Annotated in this window: 4 protein-coding genes; 1 reads left to right on the forward strand and 3 read right to left on the reverse strand. The window is 72.7% G+C overall.

The features are described 5' to 3' along the window. The 3 genes from BUE45_RS28500 to BUE45_RS28510 form a co-directional block, all read right to left on the reverse strand. Positions 1–6,693 (reverse strand): RHS repeat-associated core domain-containing protein (locus tag BUE45_RS28500; RefSeq protein WP_073384016.1); only part of this gene is annotated, 6,693 nt, incomplete at its 3' end. Positions 6,694–6,780: 87 nt separating this feature from the next. Continuing rightward, complete coding sequence (locus BUE45_RS28505) at positions 6,781–10,290, reverse strand: LamG-like jellyroll fold domain-containing protein (protein ID WP_073384017.1); 3,510 nt, start codon at positions 10,288–10,290, stop codon at positions 6,781–6,783. A gap of 349 nt (positions 10,291–10,639) precedes the next feature. Continuing rightward, positions 10,640–12,700, reverse strand: a complete 2,061-nt coding sequence (locus BUE45_RS28510) for an acyltransferase family protein (protein ID WP_073384018.1) — start codon at positions 12,698–12,700, stop codon at positions 10,640–10,642. Between the two features lie 494 nt (positions 12,701–13,194). On the opposite strand from BUE45_RS28510, the gene BUE45_RS28515 reads away from it, so the two are divergent. Then, entirely contained in the window at positions 13,195–25,599 is a 12,405-nt protein-coding gene (locus tag BUE45_RS28515) for a WXG100-like domain-containing protein (RefSeq protein WP_073384019.1), read from the forward strand. Positions 25,600–25,726 lie beyond the last annotated feature (127 nt).

Consider the following 25,726-nt stretch of genomic DNA (forward strand, 5'->3'; position numbering starts at 1 on the left):
CTGGACCCAGGTGCCGGCAGAGGTCTGCAACCACATGCCCGGGGCCAGGTCGATCGCGTCGACCCACGCCTTCAAGTCGGGGACCCAGAAGGGGTGTTCATCAGTCGCGATGACCACATCCCCGGCCGCCACCGGACCCGGGATACCCGCATCCTCGGCGTCGACCTCGACCACACCCGCGGAAACGGTCTCATCCTCGGGAGCGTCGCGTTCGGTGGTCGGGTCGATGGTGATCTCCACCAACATCTTGGCACCCGAACCCACGATCGTCGCCACCACCGTGCGAGCCGACTGCTCACCCGTCTCCGGATCGGTGGCCAACACCTCGTCGCCGGTCTCGACCTCCTCGATCGGCTTGGTCGACCCATCGGCCATCACCACGTGGGTGCCCGGCACGAAGCTGTTACAGCCTTCCCCACCGCCGCTCGGTCGTCTGAGAACAGGAGCATCAGGGATGGTGATGTTGTCGAGCTTCTTGTTAGCACTCACCAAGCCCTGGACACCCTTGATGAGTTCGCCGCCGAGATCAGCGATCTTGCGGCCGAGCTCGGCCGCTTTACCCCATCTCAGGCCGTACTTGATCGCGATCTTTCCGGCCAGGCCCCCGACGAACATCGTCGCGATGTTGAACGCCGTTTCCCCGCAGGCGCCCAGGTCACCTGTGGTGAAGCATTCCAAGCCCGCGGTGATCCCCAGCTCGTCGGCGACCAGCTCCGCCAATGCCGTCGCGGCCTTGACCAGCTTCTTCTCAGCCTCGATCTTCTCCTGCATCGCGTGGTACTCGGCCCGATACGCCTCGTGGCGCGGGTTGGGCGGGCGGACCGTAGGCGTGTACCACTGCTGGGTGACCACGCGCCCGCCCGTGTACCGGTAGGCGGTACCCGTGTTCTGGTTGAGCCAGTACCTCTTGCCGTTGCGCTTGGCACCGGTGTAGACGTGCGTCTTGCCGGGGGCGATATCGACGTGCAGCTCCCACTTCAGACCGCTGGAGTCGTTGTAGGTGGCCGGGTTGTTGTTGGCGTAGATATAGCCGTGCATCTGCTGGTGGTCGGTCACGTCCATGACCGGGTCCACCGAGATGAACCGTCCCAGTGATGGGTCGTAAGCTCTGGCCCCCACCTGGGTGAGACCGGTCGACTCGTCGATGGTGCCGCCGACGAAACCCCTATCCGAGGGCCAGTCGCCTTGCGCCATCCGGTCCTCGCCGAACACCGTCATGTACCGGTGCGTCTCCTCGCCCGTGCGGGCGTTGACCGCGACCTGACCGGTGCCGTGGGTGTCGGAGCTGATCCAGGACAGGGTGCCGTCGTTGTTGCGGACCGCCACCCCTTCACCTGCGAAGCCATAGAACCGAGTGGCCTCCTTGAGCAGCGAGGTCTTGTCCAACCGCAGCTCCATACCCGACAGGTACAGGGTGGAGGCGTCCGGGGCGTGCCGGATCAACCTTCCGCCGTCGGCGTCATAGACGTAGGAGGTGACCGACCCGTCCTCTTCGGTCACCGACTCCAGCTTGCCCTCGGCGTCCCACTCCAGCTCCTGGTCACGGGACGCCGTGGTCCGCTGGGTCATATTGCCCGAGGCGTCGTAGCCGTAGCTCTCCAACCCCGTCCCCGCCGGACCGGACTCCTCCACCTGGGTCAGCGCCTGCGGGCGCAGCCCCGCCGTGTCACCGTGGCTGTAGTTGCGCACCGTGTCGCCGACCGCGTCGTGGCGGGTCTCGGTGGTGCGGTTGCCCAGGGTGTCATAGGTGTAGGAGTGCCAGTACGGGGACGCCCCGCCCAGACCGTCTTCGGACGGAGCCGTTTGGCAGGCATTCTCACCAGTGGCGTCGGGCGTCCACACGTCGGTCATGCGCCGCATGTGGTCGTAGTCGAAGCACTGCACGTCCGGCTGGAGGTGGTCGGCTGTGGGCTCGTTGCGCAGGTTGAGGACGTTGCCCGCGTCGTCGTAGGCGTAGTGCCGATTGACGAGCGATCCGCTCACCCCGAGTTCGGGGATGAGGGTGCTGTTCTGGAGGCGCCCGGTGGCCTGGTCGTAATAGCGGGTCGCGTAGGTGGCGTGGGTGCCCGACACGTCCATGTCCAGGGTGTACTGGCGCAGTTCCCCGAGCTGGTTGTAGTTGGTGGCGGTGACGTAGTCGGAGAACCCTGCCATGTGGGTGGGCAGGCCGAGGTCGTTGTAGGAGTAGGCGACGGTCTCCTGGCCCAGGCCCCCGGCGGCGGGCATGGTGGTGCCGCGGATGCTGCCGTCGAGGTTGTACTGGGTGGAGAACCGGTAGCGTCCCGCCAGCCCGGCCTCGGCCGAGGGGATGAGTACCTCGGTGGTGAGGGGCCGGTAGAACGTGTCGTAGGTGACAACGCGGTTGGTGTAGGCGTTCCCGTCCACGTAGCGGGTGGACGAGGTCGGGTGGCCCTTGGCAAGGGTGTCGTACACCCACGAGGCCCGCAGCGCGCCCTCGGTGTTGTCGTCGCGCAGCTCGGTCTGGCGTCCGACCGAGTCGTAGACGTAGGCCAGCGTTTCTCCGCGGGCGTCGGTCTTGGTGGCCAACTGGTCGAGCCGGTTGTAGGTCATCGTGGTGGTGCCGGCGAGGGGGTCGTCGGTTTCCACCAGGCGTCCGCGCAGGTCGTAGGTGTTGGTCCAGGTGTTGCCCTCGGGATCGGTGACCGTCTCCAGCCGGTCGGCGTGGTCGTAGGTGTAGGTGATGGCGTCATAGGCGCCGGTCGGGGTGGCTCCGTGGTGGGTGCGTGCCTCGACCAGGCGGCCGTGGGCGTCGTGGAGCGAGGTGGTGGGCACGCCGCCCTCGGCCGGGGTGACCTTGATGAGGTCGGAGTGCTCCTCGGTGACGGTGCGCCAGCGCTCCTCGCCGAAGGCGACGAAGAGAACATCGGTGGCGCGCCCGACGCCGTCGTAGACGGTTTCGCTCTGCCGGGGGATGTGGGCGTCGTTGGCGACGACGAGCAGGGTGTCAGAGGGGTCGGCCTCGTTGTAATAGGCCGCTCGGCTCTTGATGACCTGGCCGATGCTGTCGTGAAAGGTGTCGGTGACCAGGCGTCCGCCGTTGACCGACGGGGACTGGGTCTGCCGGGGGCGCAGGAACGCGTCGAAGATCTCGTAGCCCGTGGTGTACCCGCCCTGGGCGTTGAGGGTGTGGGTGACGATCGAGGTCGGTGCGTCCTGGCGGATGTGGTATTCGAACTTGGCGGTGGGAGTGTCGACGTCCCGACGCCGGTCGGGCAGCCACACGGAGGTGAGCCGGCCCAGCGGGTCGTAGCCCATGTTCATGGTGCGGCCGTTGGCGTCGGTCTCCGCCAGGGGGACGCCGCGCGCGGGGTCGACAAGGGTGGTCGTGGTGTGCCCGAGGGAGTTGGTCTCGGTGGACCCGGAGGGCAGGCCCGCGGCGGTGAAGGTGTAGTCGGTGGTGGTCACCCCGCCGTCGGCGTCGGTCTGGGAGACCGTGTTGCCGCGGGTGTCGAAGGCCGCTTGGGACACGGTCTGGTAGACCGGTGCACCACCCTCGTAGGAGTCGAGTTTTTCTGTGCGCGTGGGCAGGCCCCGGGTCGGAGTGGCCCCGTGGGCTCCACCGTCGTAGGAGACGCGTTCGTCAGTGATGACATCGGCGGGCCGCTGAGGAGTCGCTGTGCAGTCCACGCCCAGGGTCTCGGTGCGCGAGACCAGGTTGAGGATCCACTTGTCGGTGTTGCTGACGTAGGTGGTGTTGACGCATTTCTCGTCGCCGGCGACGTCGACGTCGCCGTGGTTCCTGACCCGGGTGGTCAATCCTTGGTCGTTGATGGTGTTGTCGACGCGGGTCTGGAACCAGGTGCCGTCGGACTTGCGGCTGAACGTGATCGCCTGCTCGGTCCGGATCATGTGGGCGGACTGCGAACCCCAGGAGTGGGTGACCTCCGCGGTCTTCCTCAGCCACGGTGTGCTGATCTCCCGGGAGACCACCTCACCGTCGACTCCGTCGCGGACGATGACCTCGCGCAGCGTTCCGTTGAGCTCTTTGTGGTCCGCATGGGTAACGCCGCGGGAGTCGGTCACCGAGGCGCTGCGCGTGCCGTTGGGCAGTTTGTCGCCGTCCATGCCCTGGAAGTACAGGTACTCGGCCTCGGTGACGGGATCCTCACCGCGCCCGGTGCGGACGATGACCCGGTCGTATCCGCGCCAGTCCCCCCAGGTCCGGTACTTGTCCTTGACCATCCCGTCTGCCTCGGTGTACCGCCAGGCCGGGGCGCCCACGTAGTCGTAGGTGGTGGTCATCGCGGGCTGGTCGGAGACCAGGTCGAGTTCGTTGATCTGGGTGACGACGTACTTGTGGAACCAGTCGGTCAACTCGACCCCGCCTTCGGGGGTCCACTTGACCGGGTAACACCGCTTGGTGTTGTTGTGGGGCTGCGGCGTCTGACCCGGTTCGCACTCCGGATCAGAGTAGGTGACGTCCAGCTGGCCGCCGGTCTCGCTGTAGATCGAGGTGATGCGCCAGCGCAGCATCGGTGCGATGTCGTCGCTCGGCGAGTCGACGCGGTTGGGCATCTGGGTGCCCGCGAACGTCACCTTGGGCAGGGTCTCGGTGCCGCCCACGTGGCCGGTGTGCTCGATGGAGTCCAGCCACAGGGTGGGCCCGGTGCCGTCCCCGGCCTCGGGAAAGGAGTGGTCGAACGCCCAGGTGTCGACCTTGGTGTACTCGCCTCCCTGGCGGATCTGGGTGGTGACCGCGTCCAGCTTCTTGGTGGACCAGAAGGTAGGCGTGTGCCGCCCGGTGCAGGAGGTGCCCGTCTTGCAGTCCAGGTCCAGGGGAACGTCGGGCCAGTGCTCCGCATCACCGGAGGTCCGCTCGTCGGCGGCGCAGTCGAACGAGGAGGTGGGAAGGCAGCGCTCGGAGCTGGAGAACACCACCCGGGCCGGGGCGGTGGCGTACACGTCGCCGCTGCGCAGCCCGTACTCGATGCGGGCGATGTTGGCGGCGCGCATGTACGGGGTGGCGGTTCCGGTGAGGTTGCGGCCGTAGTGGTTGGTCTCGGCGTTGTAGTAGTACGTCATGACGTTGCCGTGCACGTCGACGACGTAGTCGAGGTTCCACTTGTAGGCCTGCTGGCACCAGGAGTCGGCGAACGTGGAGTCGTAGCAGGGCTGGCCGGACTCGGGTGAGTAGACCGGCATGGTCTGCGCCGACCTGGTCTCGGGGTCGCCGCCGGCCCAGCCGGGCAGCCGGTTGCGGCCGAAGAAGTACTGGGTGCCGTCGGGTGTGGTCACCTTCCAGTACTCGCCCTGGTGGGCGCCGTTGGTGGCGCCGGTGAGGCGCTCGACCTTGGTGCCGTCGTCGTTGGAGAGCCGGTAGCTGCCGTCGGAGTGCTTGATGAGGGCGCCGGAGTGGCCGCTCATCGACAGGGTGACGTTGTCGGTGTTCCAGCACAGGTCGCCGGTGTCGTGACCGGAGTCCGAGCAGGCGGCGTAGCGGCGCTCGATCGAGCCGGGGGCGTAGGCGAAGCCGTCGCCGATCCAGGAGGTCTGGTTGTTGGAGGTGGTGATGCGGCCGTCGACACCGCCCGAGGAGTAGCTCAGGCCGAGGGAGGGGGCGAGCTGGCTGGGGGCCGGGGGCACGTTCAGACCGTAGGACCAGGAGAAGTCGCCGGCTTGGGCGTTGACGTTCCAGGTCGAGGACGCCGAGAGCTGGGTGGCGCCGTAGTCGCCGTTGCCGCCCGCCGGGGCGGCGGCCAGGGCGAACAGGGCGCCCTGGGCGGGTGCTGCGGTGACCACCGCGGACAGGTTCTGGTCTCCGAGGTCGTTGTCGAGGAGCTCGGGAGAGTCGAAGACGACGGTGTCGGCGGTGGTGCAGGAGTCGTCGAGCACGCAGGGGTCGAGTTCGACGACGTGCAGGCGGGAGGCGTAGTCACCGCCGAAGGCGGCGGCGAAGTCGGAGTAGTCGACATCCATCCGGACCGGGGCCAGGGAGGCGGAGTCGTCGGTGCGGGTGACGTGCACCAGCAGGCCGTTGACCCCGGCGTCCTGGGCAACCTCACGGTCCAGGACCTCGACCTGGACAGCCTCGACCGGCTCGGGGTCCAGGGTCGGGTCGAGAACGGGCTCGGACTCCCCCGGCCCCGTGGGCTCGCGGCGGTTCTCCTCACGCGTGGGCGAGGATTCCGCGCTCGGGGACGGCTCCGCGTCACCGTCACCGTCTTCACCCCAGACCGGTGAGTCGGTGTCGGGCTCGGTGCGGTCCCCCTCGCCGTCCTCAGTGTCCGGTGCGGTGGGCTCCGGCTCCGCCTCTTCCTCGGGCTCCGCCTCAGGTTCGGGTGCGAACTCCTCCCAGTGCTCGGGAACCTCCCAGTCGGTGAACTCCTCCCCCGTCAGGGCGGTGACCGTGACCGGCGAGTCCTCCTGGACGGCGAACGTGCGCGCACGGTCCCCCGCCAGGTCGACATCCACCGAAGCACCCTCGGGCCAGTCGACCTTCTCCGGCTTCGTGATCGCGGCCTCGGCCACGGCGTCATCCTGCGCGATGGCCTCCGAGACCAGGTCCGAGCCCTCCACCGAGGCGACGCCCTCGACCTCGGGGCGGGGGTTGTACGCCACGGCGGAGGCCGGGAGGGCGTTGAGCAGACCGGCCACCACGACCAGGGCGGTGGTGTAGGTCAGGCCCTTGCGGATCCGACCGGGGCGGGCGGGGGAGTCACCGTGCGGGGTCACAGCGTTGTCCGTTTCCTCTGTGTCCCCCGCGCTCGTGGGCGCGGGGGACGGTCACGAAGGGGGTGGGGGGTAAGGCCGGTGACGGGGTCAGAGTTCTGGGAACTCGCCCGTGTACACCCGTGTCATGTCCCGTTCATTCAGGACGCCTTGATAGGTGTGAACGTCGTCCATGTCGCCGGTCCAGTGGTAGTGGTCGTTCACTCCTTGCCGTTGGGCACCGCCGATCCTCAGCCCGCCTTCGGCCTGCCAGGCGTGGTCGACACTCCCCCGAGCCTCTTCGAGGCCGTTGACGTACAGGACCATCTCCTGGCGAGTGTGGTCATAGACGCCCACCAGGTGTGTCCACTCCCCCAGTCGGGCCGGGGTGGACGAATAGATGCGGCTCCACCCCTCCGAGCCGGTGGTGGGTGAGTCGTCATGGGGGGAGAACTTGAAGGTCCACCCGCTATTGGAGCCCTGGTAGCCCAGGTGGAAGGCACTCTGGTACTGGCCGGACTGGCTGACCGCGGTGGCGTCCACACCCTGTCCGGTCTCGTCCAGGCGCACCCAGGAGGCGACGCTGAAGCTGCGGTCGGTGCGCAGAGCGGGTCCGGACGTCTCGATGTGCTCGCCCTGTCCGCCGAGCCGTACGCCGGGTGAGCCGGTGGTTCCGTTCTCTGCGAGGTTCCACGCGGTGAGCGGGTCACCGTACAGGGTGGCGTCCAGGCCGTGGTCGGTGGAGTCGGCGACCTGGGTCCCGTCGTACTCGTCCAGAGCCCAGCGCCCTTGCGGGGCGACGGGGCGGTTGGCCAGACGCCAGACCTCGGTCTCGAACTCGCCGTCGGAGACGGCCTGGTCGTAGACCATGCGGTTCCACACCCGGACGTCGTCGATGGAACCTGGCCAGTAGTAGTTGCCGATGCCCTGGAACAGGCCCCGGCCCACGGTCAGCGGCCCGGTGGCGTTCCAGCCTCCGGTGTGGGTGGCCTCACCCTGCTCGACGCCGTCGACGTACAGGGTGAGTTTGCGGGTGACCTCGTGATAGGTGCCCACCAGGTGGGTCCACACCCCGATCTCGGCGGGTTCCGTAGACAGGACGGTGGCCCAGGGGCGTGAACCGTCCCAGTGCTCGTCCTCCGGGGACATCTTGAACACCCACTGGCCGGTGTTGCCCTGGTAGCCGAGATGAAAGGCGCTCTGCTGGGTGCCCTCCTGCGCAACAGCGGTGTGGTGGGCGTGGGCACGGTCCAGCTTGACCCACACCGACACCGAGAACGTCCCGGAGGTGTCCACGGCTGGATAGTCGGCGTTGATCTGGTCGTAGGGACCCGGGTCGCCGTCGGTGTAGCCGCTGGTGTGCACGGCGGTGCCGGTCATACGCGGAGACGGGTTCGTGTCGGGGTTCTCGGTGGTGCCCACGCGTCCGCGCACCCAGTCGACGCCGTTGGAGAGGGTGGCGCCGCGGTCGGGGTCGATGGTGTCGGCTGCGCGGTTCCCCTGTCCCTCGTCGAAACCGATGTGCGCCACCGGGTCACTGGGCGGCGCCACCAGGAACGAGTACACCAGCACGCAGTCGGAGGAGTTGCCGAAGGCGTCCACCGTGCGGGCGTAGATCCAGTTGGGCCCCTCCTGCCTCGGGGTGAGGGTCACCGTGACCGATCCGCCCTGCGCCGACGGGGTGACCTTGGTGGTGCAGGAGTCGTCGTTGAACCCGTAGTGGTACTCCGAGGCCGTCTCCACCCCGTTGTTGGTGAAGGTGAACTCGCCCGGCAGCCCCGGGGAGCCGTGGAACGCGTCGCCGGTCGGATAGTCGGCGGAGGTTACCTCCGGGCCCTCGTCCGGGCGGGAGGTGTTGACCTTCAGGTAGCAGTACGGGGACCAGCCCGACCACGAGGTGCCGTCGTGGGCGCGGACCCGGTAGGCGATCAGCACGTCCTCGGGCAGCGCGGTGGCGCGCGCCGAGCGGAAGGAGCCGGAGTTCCAGACGGCGACGTCGGTGGCCGGGCTGTCCACGCTGCCGACCTGGGATCCGCCGACGGACCAGGCGAACTGGGCCTTGACCTTCTGGCGGCCGGCGGAGGTGGAGTCGCGGTCGCGGACGTAGGCGGTGAAGGTCGGGCGGGTCTCGTTGATCATCCGCGGGGTGGCGGAGTTGGTGGTGCAGCCGCCGCCGTGGGAGTCCGAGATCTGGACGGGCACCTCGGGCGGGTTGTTGTAGTCGACCTGGAGGGTGGGGTTGGAGGCGAAGCGCCGCCAGTCGTGGTTGCCCGAGGACCTGGTCTCGTTGCCGCGCAGGCCCAGGGTGGTGGTCTGGTTCCCGGCGTCGCGGCTCCACACGTACCCGGCGGTGGCGTTGAACTCGACGGTGGGCGAGGCCCCGCCCGGGCAGGTGGAGCGTCCGGCGTTGACGGTCCTGGTATCCAGTCGAGTGCGCCAGGCGGAGGTCTGGGAGTTCCAGTCGGTGGAGGAGGTGATGGCGTCGGTACGCCACAGCTGGACTTGGGCGTTGCCGCAGCCGTAGGCGTGGGTGACCTTGGCGCGGAAGGTGGCCCGGGTGACGGTCGCGTTCCTGGTGCGCGAGTCGACGGAGAACCGCCAGAAGGCGCGCTTGGTGGTGCCGTCCTGGGGCTCGTAGCCCACGCCGGGGTCGTGCGAGGTCGGGTAGTTCCAGTACGACTGGTTGGGGTACTTGGCGTCGACGTAGGCGCGGCTGTGCCGGCTGACCGCGACCGAGGGGTCGATGTACACGGGGTACTCGGTGCCCTCGTCGGTGAGCAGGGCGCGGTCGGGGACCAGGCGGATGGCGTCGGGGGTGACGTCCACGCCCAGGAGCGCGGTGCGGGCCGAGGCGGGCGCCATCAGGGTCGGGTCCTCGCCGGTCAGCTCGACGCCGGTGGAGTCCCACATGGCCGGGGCCACGGCGGTGAACACGCTCTCGCCGCCCCGGTCGCCCAGGGCGTCGAGGTTGCCGTTCCGGCCCTGGTGGACGGTGACGCCCCGGGTGGACAGGGCCAGTTCCAGCTCCGCCAGCTCGGGGTGCTCGGCGGCCTCGGGGGTGTGCACGACGAGGACCTGGCCGAAGCCGTCCACGCCCGTGGTCAGGACGAGGTCCACGTCGGGCAGCACGTCGGGGTAGGTGGCCTGGGCGCCGTCGACGACGGGTGCGGGGAGTTGCTCGTGCCAGCCCAGGGAGACCTCTTTGGAGCCCAGTCCGATGCTCACCAGGTCTTGGTCGCCGCCGCCGGAGAAGACGAGGTCGGCGACCGCGGCCCTGGGGCGCAGGGCGCCGTCGGCACCGGCCACCAGGTCGGTGTCGACGGGGGCCCAGCCGTCCTCGTCGCGGACCCGCACCGGGAGGGCGTTCTGCTCCATGGTGAAGCTGCCGTCGGGGTTGGCCAGGTGCCGGGTGGTCTCGGTGGTGGCCGCGGTGATCTCGACCGGGTCGCCGGTCTCGGCGGCCAGGGTGAGGGCCGTCCGGTCGTCGATCAGCCCGGTGGTGGAGACGGCCGGGGTGTCGGAGTCCGGTCCCTGCTCCGCGTGGGCGGGGGTGGACAGGACGGGGAGCAGGAGCACGGGGGCCAGCATCGCGGCACCCCACGCCCGAGCACGGCGGGGCATGGCAGGGCTCTTCCTTGTCCCGGGGCTGGGGGATCACCGAGCGGGGGCGCGGCGCCATGGGGCGCGACTGGTGGTGGTCGTCCTGGGACGGAACGAGACATTAGCGACCGAAAGTGAACAAAGGAATAGTGACGCAGGTCACAGAAATCGGGTTCCGGGGCGTACCGTGCCCCTTTGAGCACGTGAGCGCCGGGAACTTCTTCCTGTCCTGTTTTGGACAGATAGCCGAGGTTTGAAGCCTCGTGGGATCCGGTAATACAAGTGGGCTCTTCTGCGTGTTCCGGGGGCTCGGCCGCATCCGGGCCGCCGGGCGTTCGGTGAACGTTCACCCGCCGCCGCGGGCTCGCCGTCAGCGGCGCTCGGCGAGGGTCCAGCGGCGTTCGAGTTCGGGGGCGAGGGTGCGCATGAAGGTGGCGCCGATGTGGCTGGCGTCCCAGTAGACGAGGACGTTGCCGATCACCGGGCGGCACACGTCCGGCTCGCAGAACAGGTCGGTGAGGTCCAGGGCCGTGACGTTGGCGGGCAGGGCGGCCTCCTCCAGCGGGGAGACCGGTGCCAGGGACCTCTCCGGCCCGGTGGTGCAGGCGCCGGTGTCGGCCGGGTCGGCCCCGGCCAGGCAGCCGGGCACGTCGAACCCGAACCGGGGGGTGTCGCGCACCGCGACGACCTCGATGCCCCACTCCCCCAGTTCGCGCCAGCGGTCCGTGTAGCCGTCCACCACCTGCTCCTCGCCGAAGCCGGCAGAGGCGTCCAGGCTGGTGGTGGTCCCGGTGGTGAAGACGGTGTCGGGCCGCAGCCGCTCCAGCTCCTCCATCACCCCGCGGTTCCACTCCGCGCAGGAGGTGTAGGACTCGCCCTTGTAGACCTGCGGGGCGTCGGTGAACAGGCAGGCGCCCTTGACGATGTTGACGAGGCGCCAGTCGTTCTCGACCGCGATCACATCCAGGGCCGGGAACCAGTGGGCGGCGTGCGAGCCGCCCACCAGCGCCACCGTGCGCTCGGGGTCGGGGGACCCGTACTCGCAGACCAGGACCTCGGAGTCCATGGTCGTCTGGTTGCAGCCGTCGGCGTAGGTGGCGGGGGCGTCCTCGGCCGCCAGCGACACCGGCGGGTAGACGGGCGTGCCCGGTGCGGCGGCGGCCCCGTCGGAGACGGCCGCGCCGGGGTAGCTGGTGCCGTCGGCGAGCAGGGCGTCCCAGCGGGCACGTTCGGCGTTCTGGACACCCGCCCAGGCACCGGCCGCGCCCAGGGTCGGCAGGAGGAAGGCCACCGCCACGGCGGTGCCGCGCAGCACCGCCCTGCGCCCCGCCCCGCGCCCGCGGGCGGCGAGCCGGTCGGCGAGCGGGGTGGTCGCGGCGGCGGCCAGCACCGACACCGCCAGGACGGCCGCGCCGCCCTGCGGGGTGGCCAGCTCGCGGCCGGTGGCGGCCAGGTAGAAGACGAGGACCGGCCAGTGCCACAGGTACAGGGCGTAGGAGATCGAGCCCAGGTAGCGCAGCGGCCGGGAGGAGAGCAGCCGGTCGGCGCCCACCGCCCCTCCGGCGGGCGAGGCCGCGGCGATGACGGCCGCGGCGGCCAGGGTGGGCCACAGCGCCGCGAAGCCGGGGAAGGCCGTGGACACCTGGAGCAATACCCCGCACAGCACCAGGGCGGCCAGCCCCGCCCAGCCCAGGGCCAGGCGGGTCCGGCGCCCCGGGTTCAGCAGCGGCAGCAGCAGGGCCACCAGGCCGCCGAGTGCCGGCTCCCAGACCCGGGCGCCGGTGTCGAAGTAGGCCCAGGGCTGGTTCACCCGGGTCACGACGACCGAGTAGGCGAGGGAGAGCGCGAAGACCGCGGCCAGCACCCACAGCAGCGGGCGCCGCGGATCGCGCCCCGCGCGGCGGGCGAGCAGGACCGCGCCCGCGACCAGGGCGGGCCACACCAGGTAGAACTGCCACTGCACGGCCAGCGACCAGAAGTGCTGGAAGGGGTCGGGGACGCCGTCACGGGCCAGGTAGTCCACCGAGTCCAGGGCCAGGCGCCAGTTGGTGTGGCCGAGCAGGGCCGCCACCGCTCCCCCGGGCGCCTCCCGCCACTGCGTCTGCGGCAGGAACAGCCACGTCCCGGCGAGGGTGAACAGGACGACCAGGGCCGCGGTCGGCAGGAGCCGGGCGGCCAGCCGGGCGAGGAAGGCGCCGTAGCGGATGCCGCCGCCGGTGGCGGCGCGCAGCAGGGAGGAGGTGACGAGCAGGCCCGTGAGCATGAGGAACACGTCGACGCCGCCGGAGACCCGGCCGAGCCAGATGTGGTAGGCGGCCACCAGGAGCACGGCCACGGCGCGCAGCCCGTCGATGCCGGGCCGGTGCCCGCCGGTGCCGACCTCGACGGGCCGCGCCCGTCCTGTCTCCTCGGGGGCGGTGGGAGAGGGCACGGGTGCTCGCTTTCACGGAAAAACAGGGGAGGGGGCGAACATCCTGCCCGACCGGGGTGGCCTGCGGGGATACTCCGGCTGAACGCCCTGTCACCTCCGTGTCACGGGGCCGGTCCCAGGGGTGGCGGGGCGGAGGGGGCGGGGCCGGGACGGGTGGAGGCCACGGAGCCGGGACGGTCGGAGGGCCCGGCGGCGCACGGCGCCGATCCGGAGTCCCGGCGGTCCGGGGCGCGCCGGTCCGGGGACCCCTCGGCCTCAGGGACGCGCCGATCCGGGGACCCGGCGGACGCGCGGACCCCGTCCGCCCGGAGCAGGCGGCCAGGGGGACAGCGCGGGGTGCGCCCGCGGTGACGGGCGGGCGAACAGTTCGGAAAGGACCGCGCGAACCCCGTTCCCGAGTGCCCGGATCATCCTAGGATCGTCGCGTTCGCCGGTTCTCGTGGGCTCCGGCGACCGGCGACCGGCACAGGGATGAGACGGGCGGGAGCGCGCGCATGGGGATGGAGATCCCCGACGAACTGGCCAACCTCTTCTACGGCCTCACCGGCACCAAGTGGCCGGACGTGGACGAGGACCGGCTGCGGGACGTCTCCGACATGTACTCCACGGTCGAGTACATCCTGGCCACCGAGCTGCCCGAGCTGATCGTGGTGCTGCGCCGCAAGGTGCAGTCGACGTTCGACGGGCGCACCACCGAGTACTTCGAGAACTCCCTCGCCCAGTTCACCGCCGGGCAGCGCGACTACGTCGGCGAGGCCGCGCAGCTGGCCGCGGACATCCAGAAGTACGCCAAGGAGTCCGCCAACCAGGTCGAGTACGCCAAGTGGATGATCATCGGCCAGCTCATCCAGCTGGCCCTGGAGATCGCCTGGGCGATCGCGACGGCGAAGTTCACGTTCGGGGCCTCGCTGGCGTGGATCTCGATGTTCAGGTTCATCCGCAGCCAGGCGATCCGCCGCATCCTCAACTGGCTGGTGTGGAACCTGCTGAGCCACCTGTTCGTGGCCCAGCTGTTCGGCGTCACCATGGACCTGCTCATCCAGCGCATCCAGATGGACCAGGGCAACCGGGACGAGTGGGACAAGGAACTCACCCGGATGGCCGCCGCGGGCGCGTTCGTGGAGGGCCTGCTCAGCGCCGGCCTGTCCTTCGGCGCGGACCTGTTCCTCAACAAGCAGTTGGCGAAGCTGTTCGGCGACAACCTCCCCGACCCGGTCGTCCCGCCGCCCGTGCGCGACATCGTCCCCGAGCCGCCGCCCGGCCCCGTCGGGCGCGGGCCCGAGCCGACCCCGGACCCGCCGCCGCTGCGGGACATCCCCGAGACCCTGCCCACGCCCACCCCCCGCACGCCCGACCCCGGCCCCCTGGACCCGCCGCCCGTGCGCGAGGGCGCGCCCGACCCGCCGGGTCCGCCGAACGGCCCGCCGGGGCCTCCCCCGGGCGGCGGGCCACCGCCCCCGGCCCCGCGTCCGCCCGGGAGCATCACGCCGGAGTTCGACAAGGACCTGGTGACGCTGTTCGCCCGCAACTCCAACGAGTTCCTGAGCCCGGCGCAGCGGCCCAACACCGCGAGCAGGGGCATCGGGCACGGCGAGCGGTTCATCGACGGGGCCGGGGACGTGTTCGCCCGCCACTTCCGCGACGAGCTGGGGGAGGGCGCCGCCCGGCAGCTGGGCCGCGACTACGCCGAGACCCTGCTGCGGAACTGGAACACCCCGCGCGCGACCTCGGCGCTCGACGACGTGCTGGGCGGTGCTCCGCTGCCGCAGAGCACCCGGGACCACCTGGCGCGGGACGTCCCGCGCGCCTTCGCCGACACGGTGGCGGAGTTCGGGAACCGGTGGCGGGACCGGCTCACCGCCCTGGGCATCGGTGCGGGCTCCGGCGCGTTCGAGGGCTACATGGGCGAGGGCCTGACCAACCTGATCTTCTCCCCCGAGCAGGAGTGGAAGGCGTCGGGGATGTCCGCGGTGGCCGGGGCCGCCACCTCGGTCGTGCACGACCTGTCCGTGGCCGGCGGGCTCAAGGCCATCGACTCCCTCAGCGACCTGCACGCGCTCAACAACACCCCCGTGGACCTGCCGGACCCGGACGGGTCCGGCACGCGCGGTCCGGTCCCGGACGGCGGCGGGGACGGCCGCGACCAGCCGTTCGCCCCGGGCCGGGGGAACGGCGGCGGCTTCGGCGGGAACGGCTTCGGCGGCAACGGGTTCGGCAACGAGGAGGGGCCGGTCCTGCGGCTGCGGGGCGGGGGCGGCGACGACATGTCGTTCGACCTCGGATCCGAGTTCGGGTCGGAGTTCAGGTCCGAGTACGGGGACGACGACGGCGACGACGTGTCGACGATCGCCCCGTCGGAGGAGTGGTCGGCGCTCGACGGGCGGCGGAGCGAGGACGGTGAGGGCGGACGCGGCCGGCCCGGGGAGGAGGCCGCGGCGGGCCCGCGCGAGCGCACGGAGTCGAACGGGGAGCGTTCCGGTCCCCCGGCGCAGGCCGGCGGGGAGCGGAACGTGCCGCGCACCGAGAGCTCCGGCGGCACCGAGTCCGGCGGGCGGTTCACTCCGCCGCCCGCCCCCGCCGAGTCCGGGGGCCAGAACGACACGCGCTCCGGGGGCGGCGACCGCACGGGCGGTTCCGGGAACGTCGGCCGCAACGGCGAGAACCCGCTCGCCCCGCCGTCCGCCGAGCAGAACAACGGCCTCACCGGTGGCGACGAGCGCACGGACGAGACCGGGGACGAGGCCGAGAGCCCGCTGCCGTCCCCGCCCGCGGAGCAGGGCGAGCAGGACACCACCGTCACCGAACGCGGCGGCGAGACCGGCGACGAGGCCGAGACGCCGGCCCCGGTCCCACCCGCCGAACAGAACACCGGCGGCGACGAACGCACGAACGAGACGGGCGAGGACAACGAGAACCCGCTCTCTCCTCCGCCGCCCGCTGAACAGGGCGAACAGGGCGGGCAGAACACCGTCCCCACCGGCGAGGACGGCGGGGCCGAGACCACGCTCACCCCGCCCGGTGGGGAAGGCGAACAGAACACCACCGTCACCGAACGCACCGGCGAGACCGGCGACGAGGCCGAGACGCCGCTCCCGGTCCCGCCCGCCGAACAGGACACCGGCGGCGGTGAACGCACGAACGAGACGGGCCGGGACGACGGGACCCGGCTCCCGCCCCCGCCCGCCGGGGAGGAGGGGCGGAACACCACGGACGACCAGAACGTCGTTCGCGAGCGCACCGTCACCGAAGGCGAGACCGGCGTCACCGTGGCCCCCACCGTGCCCCGGAACGGGGAGGAGGGGCTCGACGGCTCCACCAGGGACGGGCGGCGCACCGTGGCCGAGGACGGGTTCCTCGGCGTGGAGGAGGTCGCCGAACACGGCCCCGCCGTCTCCGAGACCCCGGTGCACCAGGTCGCTCCCCCGGCCGTGCAGTCCCCGCCCGCCGGAGAGGCGCAGGGTTCACGGGACACCTCGGCCCACCGGGGAGGCGGGCGCGGTCCCCTCCCCGGCGGCCGGACCGAGCAGCCGTCCCCGCGGGCCGAGGACGGGGGCGCGGACAACGGCGTGCGCTCCGGAGCCGCGCGGGAGGACGGGGTGTTCCGCACCGGGCAGGGCGACCCGGAGGTCCACGAGAGCGGCGGCCTTACGCCGCTTCCGCCGGGCGAGGGGGGCTCGGGCCCACCGGAGCGGCGCGGGGGCGAGACCGACCTGGACGCCTTCTTCCGCTCGCTGACGCCGCCGGTCGAGTCGACCTCCTCCGACGGGACGGTCCGGCCCGCGACCGTCCCGGGGGACGAGGGGCGGCCCCCGCGCCTGGAGAGCACGTCGGACGCCGAGAAGACCGACGACGGGCTCACCCCCGAGGACCCGGGCCCGCCGCCGCCTCCCCCGCCCGCGCCCCCGCGGGAGGAGGACGCGGACAAGCGCACCCCCGCGCCTACCGACAAGGACGCCCGCAAGCCCTCGGACGAGCGCCGTGGGCGCGAGGACCGCGACCGGCGGCCCCCGAAGGAGCCCGTCACCGAGGAGACCCTCACCCCCGCCCCGCCGCCCGGTGAGGAAGGCGGGGAGGAGACCGTCACCGACCCGCTCGCGTCCCCGCCCGCCGAGGAGACCGGCGGGGAGTTCCGCGACCCCAGGACCACGCCGTCCGAGGAGGTCCGGACCGGGAGGACCGAGAGCCTTCCGCCCCCGCCGCCCGGTGAGGAAGGCGGGGAGGAGACCGTCACCGACCCGCTCGCACCGCCGCCCCCGCCCGCCGAGGAGACCCCGGAGAAGACCCCCGAGAAGAAGGCCGCAACGCCGCCGCCTCCTGTCGAGGAGGAGTCCTCCGAGGACCCGCTCGCACCGCCGCCCGGCGAGGAGACCGTCGGGAAGACTTCCGAGGTGCCCCCTCCTCCCCCCGAGGAGAAGGCCCCCGAAGAAAAGGCGCCTGAGAAGAAGGCCGCCGAGGAGACCGGCACCGAGGGCACCGAGACCCCGCCACCCCCGCCCGAGGAGAAGGCCCCCAAGGAGGAGACCCCCAGGAGAAAGGCACCCGAGGAGCCGCCCCCGCCCGGGGAGGAGGGTTCGCGGTCGACGCCGCCGCCTCCCCCGCCGCCGCCCGGCGAGGAGGCCGTCACACCCCTCCCGCCGCCGCCCGACCCGCTCTCCGGACCCCCCGAGCCGGAGGGCGCCCCCGGCCCGGTCCGGCTCAACTACCTGATCGACTCGCGGTGGATCGAGTCGTACGGCGTCCGCGTGGACCCGGACGCGGTCCTGGACACGCGCGCCGACCTGCCAGCTGACGTGCGCGCCCCGCTGCGGCGCAAGTTGGAGTCCGACCCCCGGGACTTCTTCTCCCGCGACGGGGTCACCGCGACCTCCGCCGACGGCACGGCGTACACGCTGCGGCTGCGCTCCACCGACGACTGGCACACGGGGGGCCGGGACCGCGGGGGCGCCGAGAAGGCCAAGTACAAGGGACTGCACGACACGCAGACCCAGAGCTCGCGCGGCGAGTCGGGCATGGTCGGCTCCGCCCGCCGCCCGGTCGTCGCCTTCCAGGCCAACCTCCTGGGCGTCGACGGCCTCCCCGCCCCGGCCGCGGGCTTCCGAGCGTCGGCCTTCGGCGGCTCCGCCGTGCAGCAGCAGTCCGGCGACACCGGCCACACCCAGACCCTCACCACGGAGATGACCGGTGAGGGGACGGCCTACACCACCGAGCTGACCGCCGAGTGGTCCCCGGACAGGCCGCCGCCTCCCCCCGCGGCGGACACTCCGCGGGCCCGCGCCGAGGGCGTGGACCTGGGCCCGACGCCGTCCCGGGCCCCGATCGAGGGCGGGGTGGAACTCGTCCTCATGGGCGGGCTGCGGCGGCGCGACGACCTGCCCGAGCGGATCACGTTCACCGACCCCTTCCTGCCCCCGCCCGCCGCCGAGGCCACGACCGGGGAGGAGGGCACCGGCACCGGGGGCGGTCCGCCCGACCGCACCGGGGACCCGGTCGGCGACGAGGAGGCCCCCCGCCGCTACGGCGGCTACCTGGCCAACTCCCACCCGATCTCGATCGACGCCATCACCCGCCGCGTGGAGACCCCCGACTCCGGGACCGACACCGGCTCGGAGCGGACCGCCCCCGACCGGGGCGCCCCGCGGGAGGGCCGCTCCCGGTGGCGCGACCTGCTCACCCCGTGGAAGCCGCGGGACCGGGACCCGGCCGAGACCCCCACCGGCCTCAACTCCTGGATCTCCGACCGCCTCGGCTTCGAGGCGCCCGGCGAGGGCTCCAACACCCGCACCGTGCTGCACCGCCCCCGGCCCGGCAGCGGCGAGCCCAAGGTGGCGACCCACCCCAAGTCGGGGTCGCGCGCCGTCCGGCGCGAGATGGACCGGCGCGGCGTCCTGGAGGTGTTCGCCGACGACATCGTCATGACCCAGCTGCCCACCATGACCGACGAGCCGCGCACCGTGCGCATCCCCGACGCCAAGGGCGGGACGCGGCTGCTCACCATCTGGGCGCCGCCGACCTCCATGGAGCTGGTCCCGGAGGCTCCCAAGGACTTCAACATGAAGTTCACCGACCGCTACGCCCGCGGCGCCTCGGTGCTCGCCAACCGGCTCAAGGGCTTCTTCGTGGCGGTGTCGGGCGGCGTGGTCACCCGCGTGCCCGGCGACGCGGTCCGGGTGGACGCGCCCTACTTCGAGGCGCGCTTCCAGCGCGTGTGGGCCAAGGGCCGGGGGCGCTCGGACAACTCCTGGGACGCCCACCTGTTCCACAGCACGGACACGGCCGTGTACCGGACCCGGCGGACGATCGCCGTGTGGCTGGACGGCGACGCCGAGCCCACGTACTTCGACGCCTCCGGCCTGGAGGCGGTCACGGCCGACGACGTGCGGCGCCTGGACGGCGATCCCCCCGAGACGGCGGAGGTGGAGCGGACGGGGGACCCGTTCCTGGACCGCGAGGGCGGGCCGACCCACTTCGGCGACGCGCTGGTCCGCGACGTGACGCACGAGGACGGCTCCGAGATGCGGGAGGAGGACGGGGGGCTGCCGCAGTCCTTCTTCCGGGACTTCGCGCACCAGGTGCTGACCCAGATCGACCGGGACTACCCCGGCCTGGTGCTGCCGCACCTGGCCGTCCCCGGCACGCCGGCGCCCGAGAACCCACACGCGGGCTGGAACCACCGGCGCAACCGCAGGACCGCCGAGCTGAACACCGAGACGGTGCTGGCGCGGATCAACTCCTCCGACTTCCGGGCCGACCGCGACGCCTGGCTGTCGGGCCAGGTGGAGATCAAGCTGGTGGAGACGAAGTTCCTGCCGTTCGGCAACGAGGTGCGCGAGCGCAGGTTCACCGTGCCGGACCACATCTCGGTGTGGCCGCGGGTCGAGGTGCTCGGCTACTCCGAGGCCGCCGACCCCCTCGACACCTCGCACACCGGCAGCACCACCGGTTCCTCCTCGAACATCAACCGCAAGTCGGACAAGATCACGTCGGTCACCGCGGAGGGCCGGACCGGCGTGACCCTGCGCGGCGTCTCCTCGGGCGTCGACTCCTTCGGCGCGCCCAACCAGGGCGGCGGCGTCCACTTCCGCGCCGCCAACGAGTTCCGGACCAGGAAGCAGAGCGAGTACGGCGTCTCGGCGACGGCCGAGACCAACGTCAAGGACAAGAGCGGCAGCCGGGTGCTCTTCGCCGACCTGCGGTTCTCGGCATGGATGGGGCCCGACGACTCCCTGGTGCCGCGCTCCGCCCGGTGGGACGCGCCCTCGCGGACGGGCATGGGGCGGGAGCTGTTCGGCGACGGCGAGGGCCTTCCGGACCCGCCGCGGGCCCGGGCGGAGCTGCACACGCCGCGCAACGGGCGGCGCTTCGCGCTCGACGCGCCGCCCGAGCAGCCGCCCGCCCCGCCCCGGAAGCTGCCCTCCTCCCAGGCGAAGCGGCTGTTCGACAACGGCGCCTCGGCCTTCCTCCCCGAGAACCTCCCCCTGCGGACGCCGCCGTCCTCACCCCCGGCGCGGCTGGAGACCATCACGGAGGTGGCCGAGGACGCCGAGACCGCGGTGGAGGGCGCGCCGCCGCCGGAGGGCACCACCGAGGGGACGCCCCCGCCGGAGGGCACCGAGGGGGCGCCGCCGGTCGGGCGCACCACCGACACCGCGGTCGGCCGCGACACCCGCACTCCGGAGCCGGAACTGCGGATCGAGCCGACGGACCGGGCGCGGCGCCTGTCGCAGACGTTCTCCAGCGTCCAGGCCTTCAACCCGGCCCTCCTGCGGCGCGACTCCGGGGTCGTCACCGTCACCACGCTCACCTACTCGGGCCTGGACCGCGACCACTGGGCGTTCTCCCGCGCGGCGTCCTCCCGGGAGGGCGCGGCGGCGATCATCGCCGGCAACACCTCGCCGCAGTCGCTGGCGGCCTCGCCGGGGCTCCAGCGGGACGGCGGCTCCCGGTTCCGGGTACAACTCGACGACGGCATCGCCCCGTGGCGCACCCGGCCGACCACGGCGACCTGGTACATCCCCACCCACGTCGCCTCCGCGCTGCTGCGCGAGTTCGCGGTGATGGAGCCCAACCAGGTCAAGGAGATCTCCTACGGCTTCGGCACGTCCCGGGAGTCCGTCTTCAGCACGGCCCTGACCGCGCGGGGGGTCTTCAGCTCGCAGCCCACCGCCGCCACCCCCGAGCAGGCCCCGCGCGGGTCCGCCGGGCCCATCGTCCAGCCGGGCGTGGAGTTGCGGTACACCCCCTACGGGCACGGGCGCGGCGAGTCGTCCTCGGTGACCTTCCGCACCAGGCGGGAGGTCAAGTTCACCGGCTCCACGTTCGAGTTCGTGACCCACGGGGTCATCCTCCAGGCCACCGAGCACAAGAAGGACTTCGACTTCCTGTTCTCCGTGCCGCGCTCGCCCGGGGCCGGGGACTACTCGGCGTGGACGGCGCAGGTGCGCGACGCCCAGAAGACGATGGTCCCCGCGCTGTGGGTGTTCGCGCAGGGCCTGGTCGACGATCAGCTGACCTGGGGCCCGGACGGGCGGGTGACCAAGGGGGCCCACCCGCCGCCGCAGGGCCCGCACCGCCGGCTGGAGCTCAAGCCCGACCTGCACGGGAAGGGCTACGACACCCGGCCCGTGCACGTGCCCGGCCTCATCTCCCAGCTGGAGCAGCGGCTGCGGCGGGGCGGCTGGGAGCTGACCACGCACTCGCGGGAGGACCTCGTCCAGACGGTCACCTCCCACCTCAACCGCGGGATGGCCAACCTGTCGGGCGTGGAGGTGCGCGTGGTGCCCACCGACACGCGGTGGGAGTCCTCGGAGTGGACCCCGCGCATCAAGGACCGGTCGCGGGTGGCGACCCTGGACCTGGGGCTCTTCCCGATGCCGTCGACCGTCGAGCAGATCGGCGGGCGGATGGAGTTCGTCGACCGCAACGTCAAGGTGACCTCGGAGTCGGAGTCGGAGAGCTCCTTCCGCGGGTACGGCGCGGGCGGCGGCGTCGACCTGCTGGGGCCGATCGGCAACCGGGAGGACCCGGCGACGGGCCGCCAGGTCGGCGCGATCAGCGCCGGCGGCACCCCCGGCTACCGCCGCCAGAAGCTGGTGGAGGACGCGTCCGCGGAGAACCGCGCCCGCGAGGAGACCCAGGAGCGGGTCGTGTTCACGCCCTACGCCGTGGTCACGACGCCGACCCGGGTGGACGCGAGCCTGCGGATCGGCGACCAGGTCTTCAACGCCTCGGTCGTGGACGGGGAGGCGCAGTCCGTCCACCCGCTCCCCTACCTGGAGACGCTGGGCCGCGGCGCGGACACCGAGCCGCCCGGGACGCGCTACCGGCCCGCGAGCTTCACGCGCACCGACGAGGGGAGCTACGAGGACGACTGGGCGGCGGTCAACCGCGGGCGGGACGGCCGCGGGTTCCAGGACGGCGAGGCGGGGATCGAGAACGTCCCGCTGGCGATCGAGAAGGACGGGCGCGAGGTGCTCGACGCCGCGGTGGTCAACGCGGCGCTGCTGGACGGGTGGGAGCGCACCGGCGGCCCCGGGCGCCTGGACGCCGCCGAGGTCCAGGACGCGGCCCGGCACCTGGACCGCAAGATCACCGACATCGAGCGGGCCGCGGGGATCACCGCCCGCAAGCAGGAGATGCTGCTGCTGTCCCTGACGCCCGACGCCACGGAGGACGCCGTGACGATCGCCGAGTTCGGCGACACGGTGGTCAGGACCCGGGCGCTGGTCGACACGGACCGCGCCGTGATCGAGGGGGTCAGCGGCGAGAGCCGCGCCCGCGACTCCGACCAGGAGGGCACCCGCCGGTCGCAGAACACCTCGGAGAGCCGGGCGCAGAACGCCGGCCTGGGCGGCCAGGTCACGGAGACCGCGCGCCCGGCGGACCGCCTCCGGGAGAACCTCGACGCCGACAACGCGGCGCTGAGCGGCGCCAAGGACGGGGTGTCCTCCGGCCAGCGCGAGGGCGCGGTGGCCGAGGGGCCCGGGACCAAGCGGATGTTCCTGGTGCGCGTGCCCGCCCGGTGGCTGGTGTGGGCGGAGGACTCCGGCGGGGACAGCGGCCCCGTGGGGAGCCAGACCGACTCCTCCGTGGTGCGGTGGATCGACGAGGACCGGGCGCGCGCCTGGGGGCTGGACACCGACGCGCCGGTCATCACCCGGTACTCCGAGGCCGAGGCGGCCTTCACCAAGGCCGACGCCGCCTACCTCAAGGCGCGCGGCGAGCTGTTCGAGTTCGTGAACGAGGTGGACACCGACAACGCGGGCGACACGACGCGCCTGGACTACCGGGAGCGGGACGGCCGGTACCGCGAACTGGAGGAGGCCCGGAACCGGGCGATGCGCGACATGGTCGACGCCATGCGCGACCTGCGCGAGCACAACGCGCGCAGGGCGGCGCCCGTGGTGACCGGGACCGAGGGCACCCGGGTGGCGCCGGTGGAGGGGGCTCCCCCGGCCCCGGCGGAGACGACGGGGCTCACCCCGCCGACGGTGATCACCGAGGAGGGCGAGGGGAGCCGCGGGCCCGTCGGGGAGACGTCCGTGGAGAAGGCCCCCGGGGAGGAGCCGGCCGCTCCCAGGGACATCCGGCCGCCGAAGACCGTGCGGTTCCGGTTCCCGGACTCCGACGCGGAGTCGGACACGGAGGCGGAGCCGAGGGGCCCGGTCTTCAGGGAGGACCGGGAGTACGGGGAGTACGGGGAGTACGGGTTCCACGGCCTGCGCGGCGTCGACTCCGACGACGACTTCTTCGTCTTCGACCGCGGTCGCCCCGCGCCCGCCCCGCGCGCCGAGCACCTGATGACCCCGGCGCTGCGCACGGAGAACCCGGTGCCGTTGCAGGACGAGGAGGTCGACCTCTACAACGCCACCCCGCCGGGTATCCCCCGCGTCGCCCCGGTGCGCGCACCGCTGCCGCCCCTCCCCCCGCCCGCGCCCGCCTCCACGGAGTCCGGCCCGGTACGGGAGCGGACCGGCACGGAGGCGTCCGCCGGGGACGGGTTCACTCCGCTGGACCCGGAGCCGCCGGTCACCGCGACGGAGGGGGACACCGGGGCAGAGGAGTCGGGAGAGGGCGAGGTCCCGGCACCGCCGGCGCCGAAGCCCGTGGTCACCACCACCGAAGAGGGAGTCGAGGCCACCACGCCCGCGGAGGAGACCCCGCCTCCGCCCGCACCCGAGCGCACCGTGACCACCACGGAGGAGGACGCCGAGACCGCCACACCCGTGGAGGAGGAGACCCCGGCGCCGCCCGCGCCCGTGGTCACCGCCACCGAAGAGGACACCGGCGTCGAGACCCCCACTCCACTCACGTCCGAGCACACCGTCACCGCCGCAGAGGACACCGGGGCCGAGGAATCGGGTGAGGGCGAGGTCCCCGCGCCACCGGCGCCGAAGCCCGTGGTCACCACCACCGCCACCGAGGGCGTCGAAGAGGTCGACGGGAGCGAGACCCCCACCGGCATCGAGACCCCGGCGCCACTCACGTCCGAGCACACCGTCACCGTGACGGAGGAGGACGCCGGGGCGGAGGAGTCGAGCGAGAGCGAGGTCCCGGCACCGCCCGCGCCGAAACCGACCGTCCCGGTCACGGAGGAGGGCGGCGGGACCGGCGGGGAGGGGAGCCGCCTTCCCGCTCCCCCGCCCGATCCCCCCACCCGCCGGACCGAGGAGCCCGCCCCCGAGGACACCGCCGTTCGCAGCCGCACCGAAGACGGCACGGAGCCGGCGGAGGAGCCGGCGCCTCCCGCCCCGCGCGAGCACGGCCTGGGCCGGCGCGGCTCGGACGGGGTCCTCCGGTTCCCCTCCGAGGCGGACATCGTCCCCTACGGCGACCTCCTGCACGACCCCGGCTTCAACGGCAACACCTACGACTCGCAGCCGCGGGCGACGCAGAGGTACGTCGACGCCTACACGGCCGACGGCTGGATCGCCGAGTTCTCCCGCCTCCCGAACCTCGACGAGGCGACGGTCCAGGCCGAGCTCGACCGGCTCCGGGAGAAGAGCCGCACCAGCCCCGGCTGGCTCCTCTACGAGATCGACAACGGCCGGTGGCCCGTCCTGTCCTCGCTGCCGCACCTCCTGGACGGCGGAAGCCTCACCCCGGAGCAGGCGGAGGTCGTCCGGAGCGTCGTCGAGTCGCGCTACCCCGAGGCCGCCCTGGAGAACCTCCGCCACGACGCCGGACCCGCCGGGCGGATCGCGGAGACGCTCCCCGACAAGAGGGGGCGGGGGTCCTACCCCGACGCACGGGAGGTCCTGGACATCATCGACCGCCTGGACCGGGCCACCGACCCGAGCCTCCCGGAGGGGGTGGAGGCGGTGCGGGGCGTGTTCGGCTTCGACCACCTGGCCCCCGGCGGCACAGAAGACCCCGCGTCGCTGGTCGGCCGGACCTTCACCGCGCCGGGCTTCACGTCCGTCTCCCTGGGCACCCGCCCCAGCGCGTCCGGCGGCGCCCCGACCGACATCATCCGCCTGTCGCTGCCGCCGGGCACGCGGGGCCTGTGGGTGGGCGACCGGAGCCTGCACCCCGGCGAGCGCGAGATCATCCTCGCCCGGGGGACCGCCCTGCGGGTCCTGTCCTTCGAACGCTGGGGCCGGGGGTGGGCCCTGCACGCAGAGGTCGTCCCGGAGGGGGCCGCGCCGCCGCCCACCGAGACGGCGCAGGAGGCCCCCGGGTCCGAGGAGGGCGTGTCCACCGGGCTCCCCCCGGTGGAGGACACCGTCCACGGCGGGGAGGGGGGACCCGTCGAGTCGCCCCCCGGCCCGCCCGCGGTGCCGCACACCCCGGCCGCCGAGGAGACGGAGCCGGCGGCCGGCGGCGGGAGCGTCCCGCCGACCCGGCAGGAGGAGCTGAACTCCCTCTTCTCCGACGCGCTCAGCCCCTCCTCCGGCTCCTGACGCACGCGTCCCCCCGTGTACACCCCGGGGTCGACGGCAGCACGTGTTCCCGTCACCGGACCGCAGTACAACGTGACAGGGGGGACGCATGCGGTGCCGGCCAGGCGGGACCGCGCCCCCGCACGGG

This window comes from Nocardiopsis flavescens, assembly GCF_900141985.1.
Classification (GTDB): Bacteria; Actinomycetota; Actinomycetes; order Streptosporangiales; family Streptosporangiaceae; genus Nocardiopsis; species Nocardiopsis flavescens.

Excerpts from the sequence above, each read along its gene's own strand:
- BUE45_RS28505 (WP_073384017.1), bottom strand. The coding sequence starts at position 10,290 with ATGCCCCGCCGTGCTCGGGCGTGGGGTGCCGCGATGCTGGCCCCCGTG.
- BUE45_RS28515 (WP_073384019.1), top strand. The coding sequence starts at position 13,195 with ATGGGGATGGAGATCCCCGACGAACTGGCCAACCTCTTCTACGGCCTC.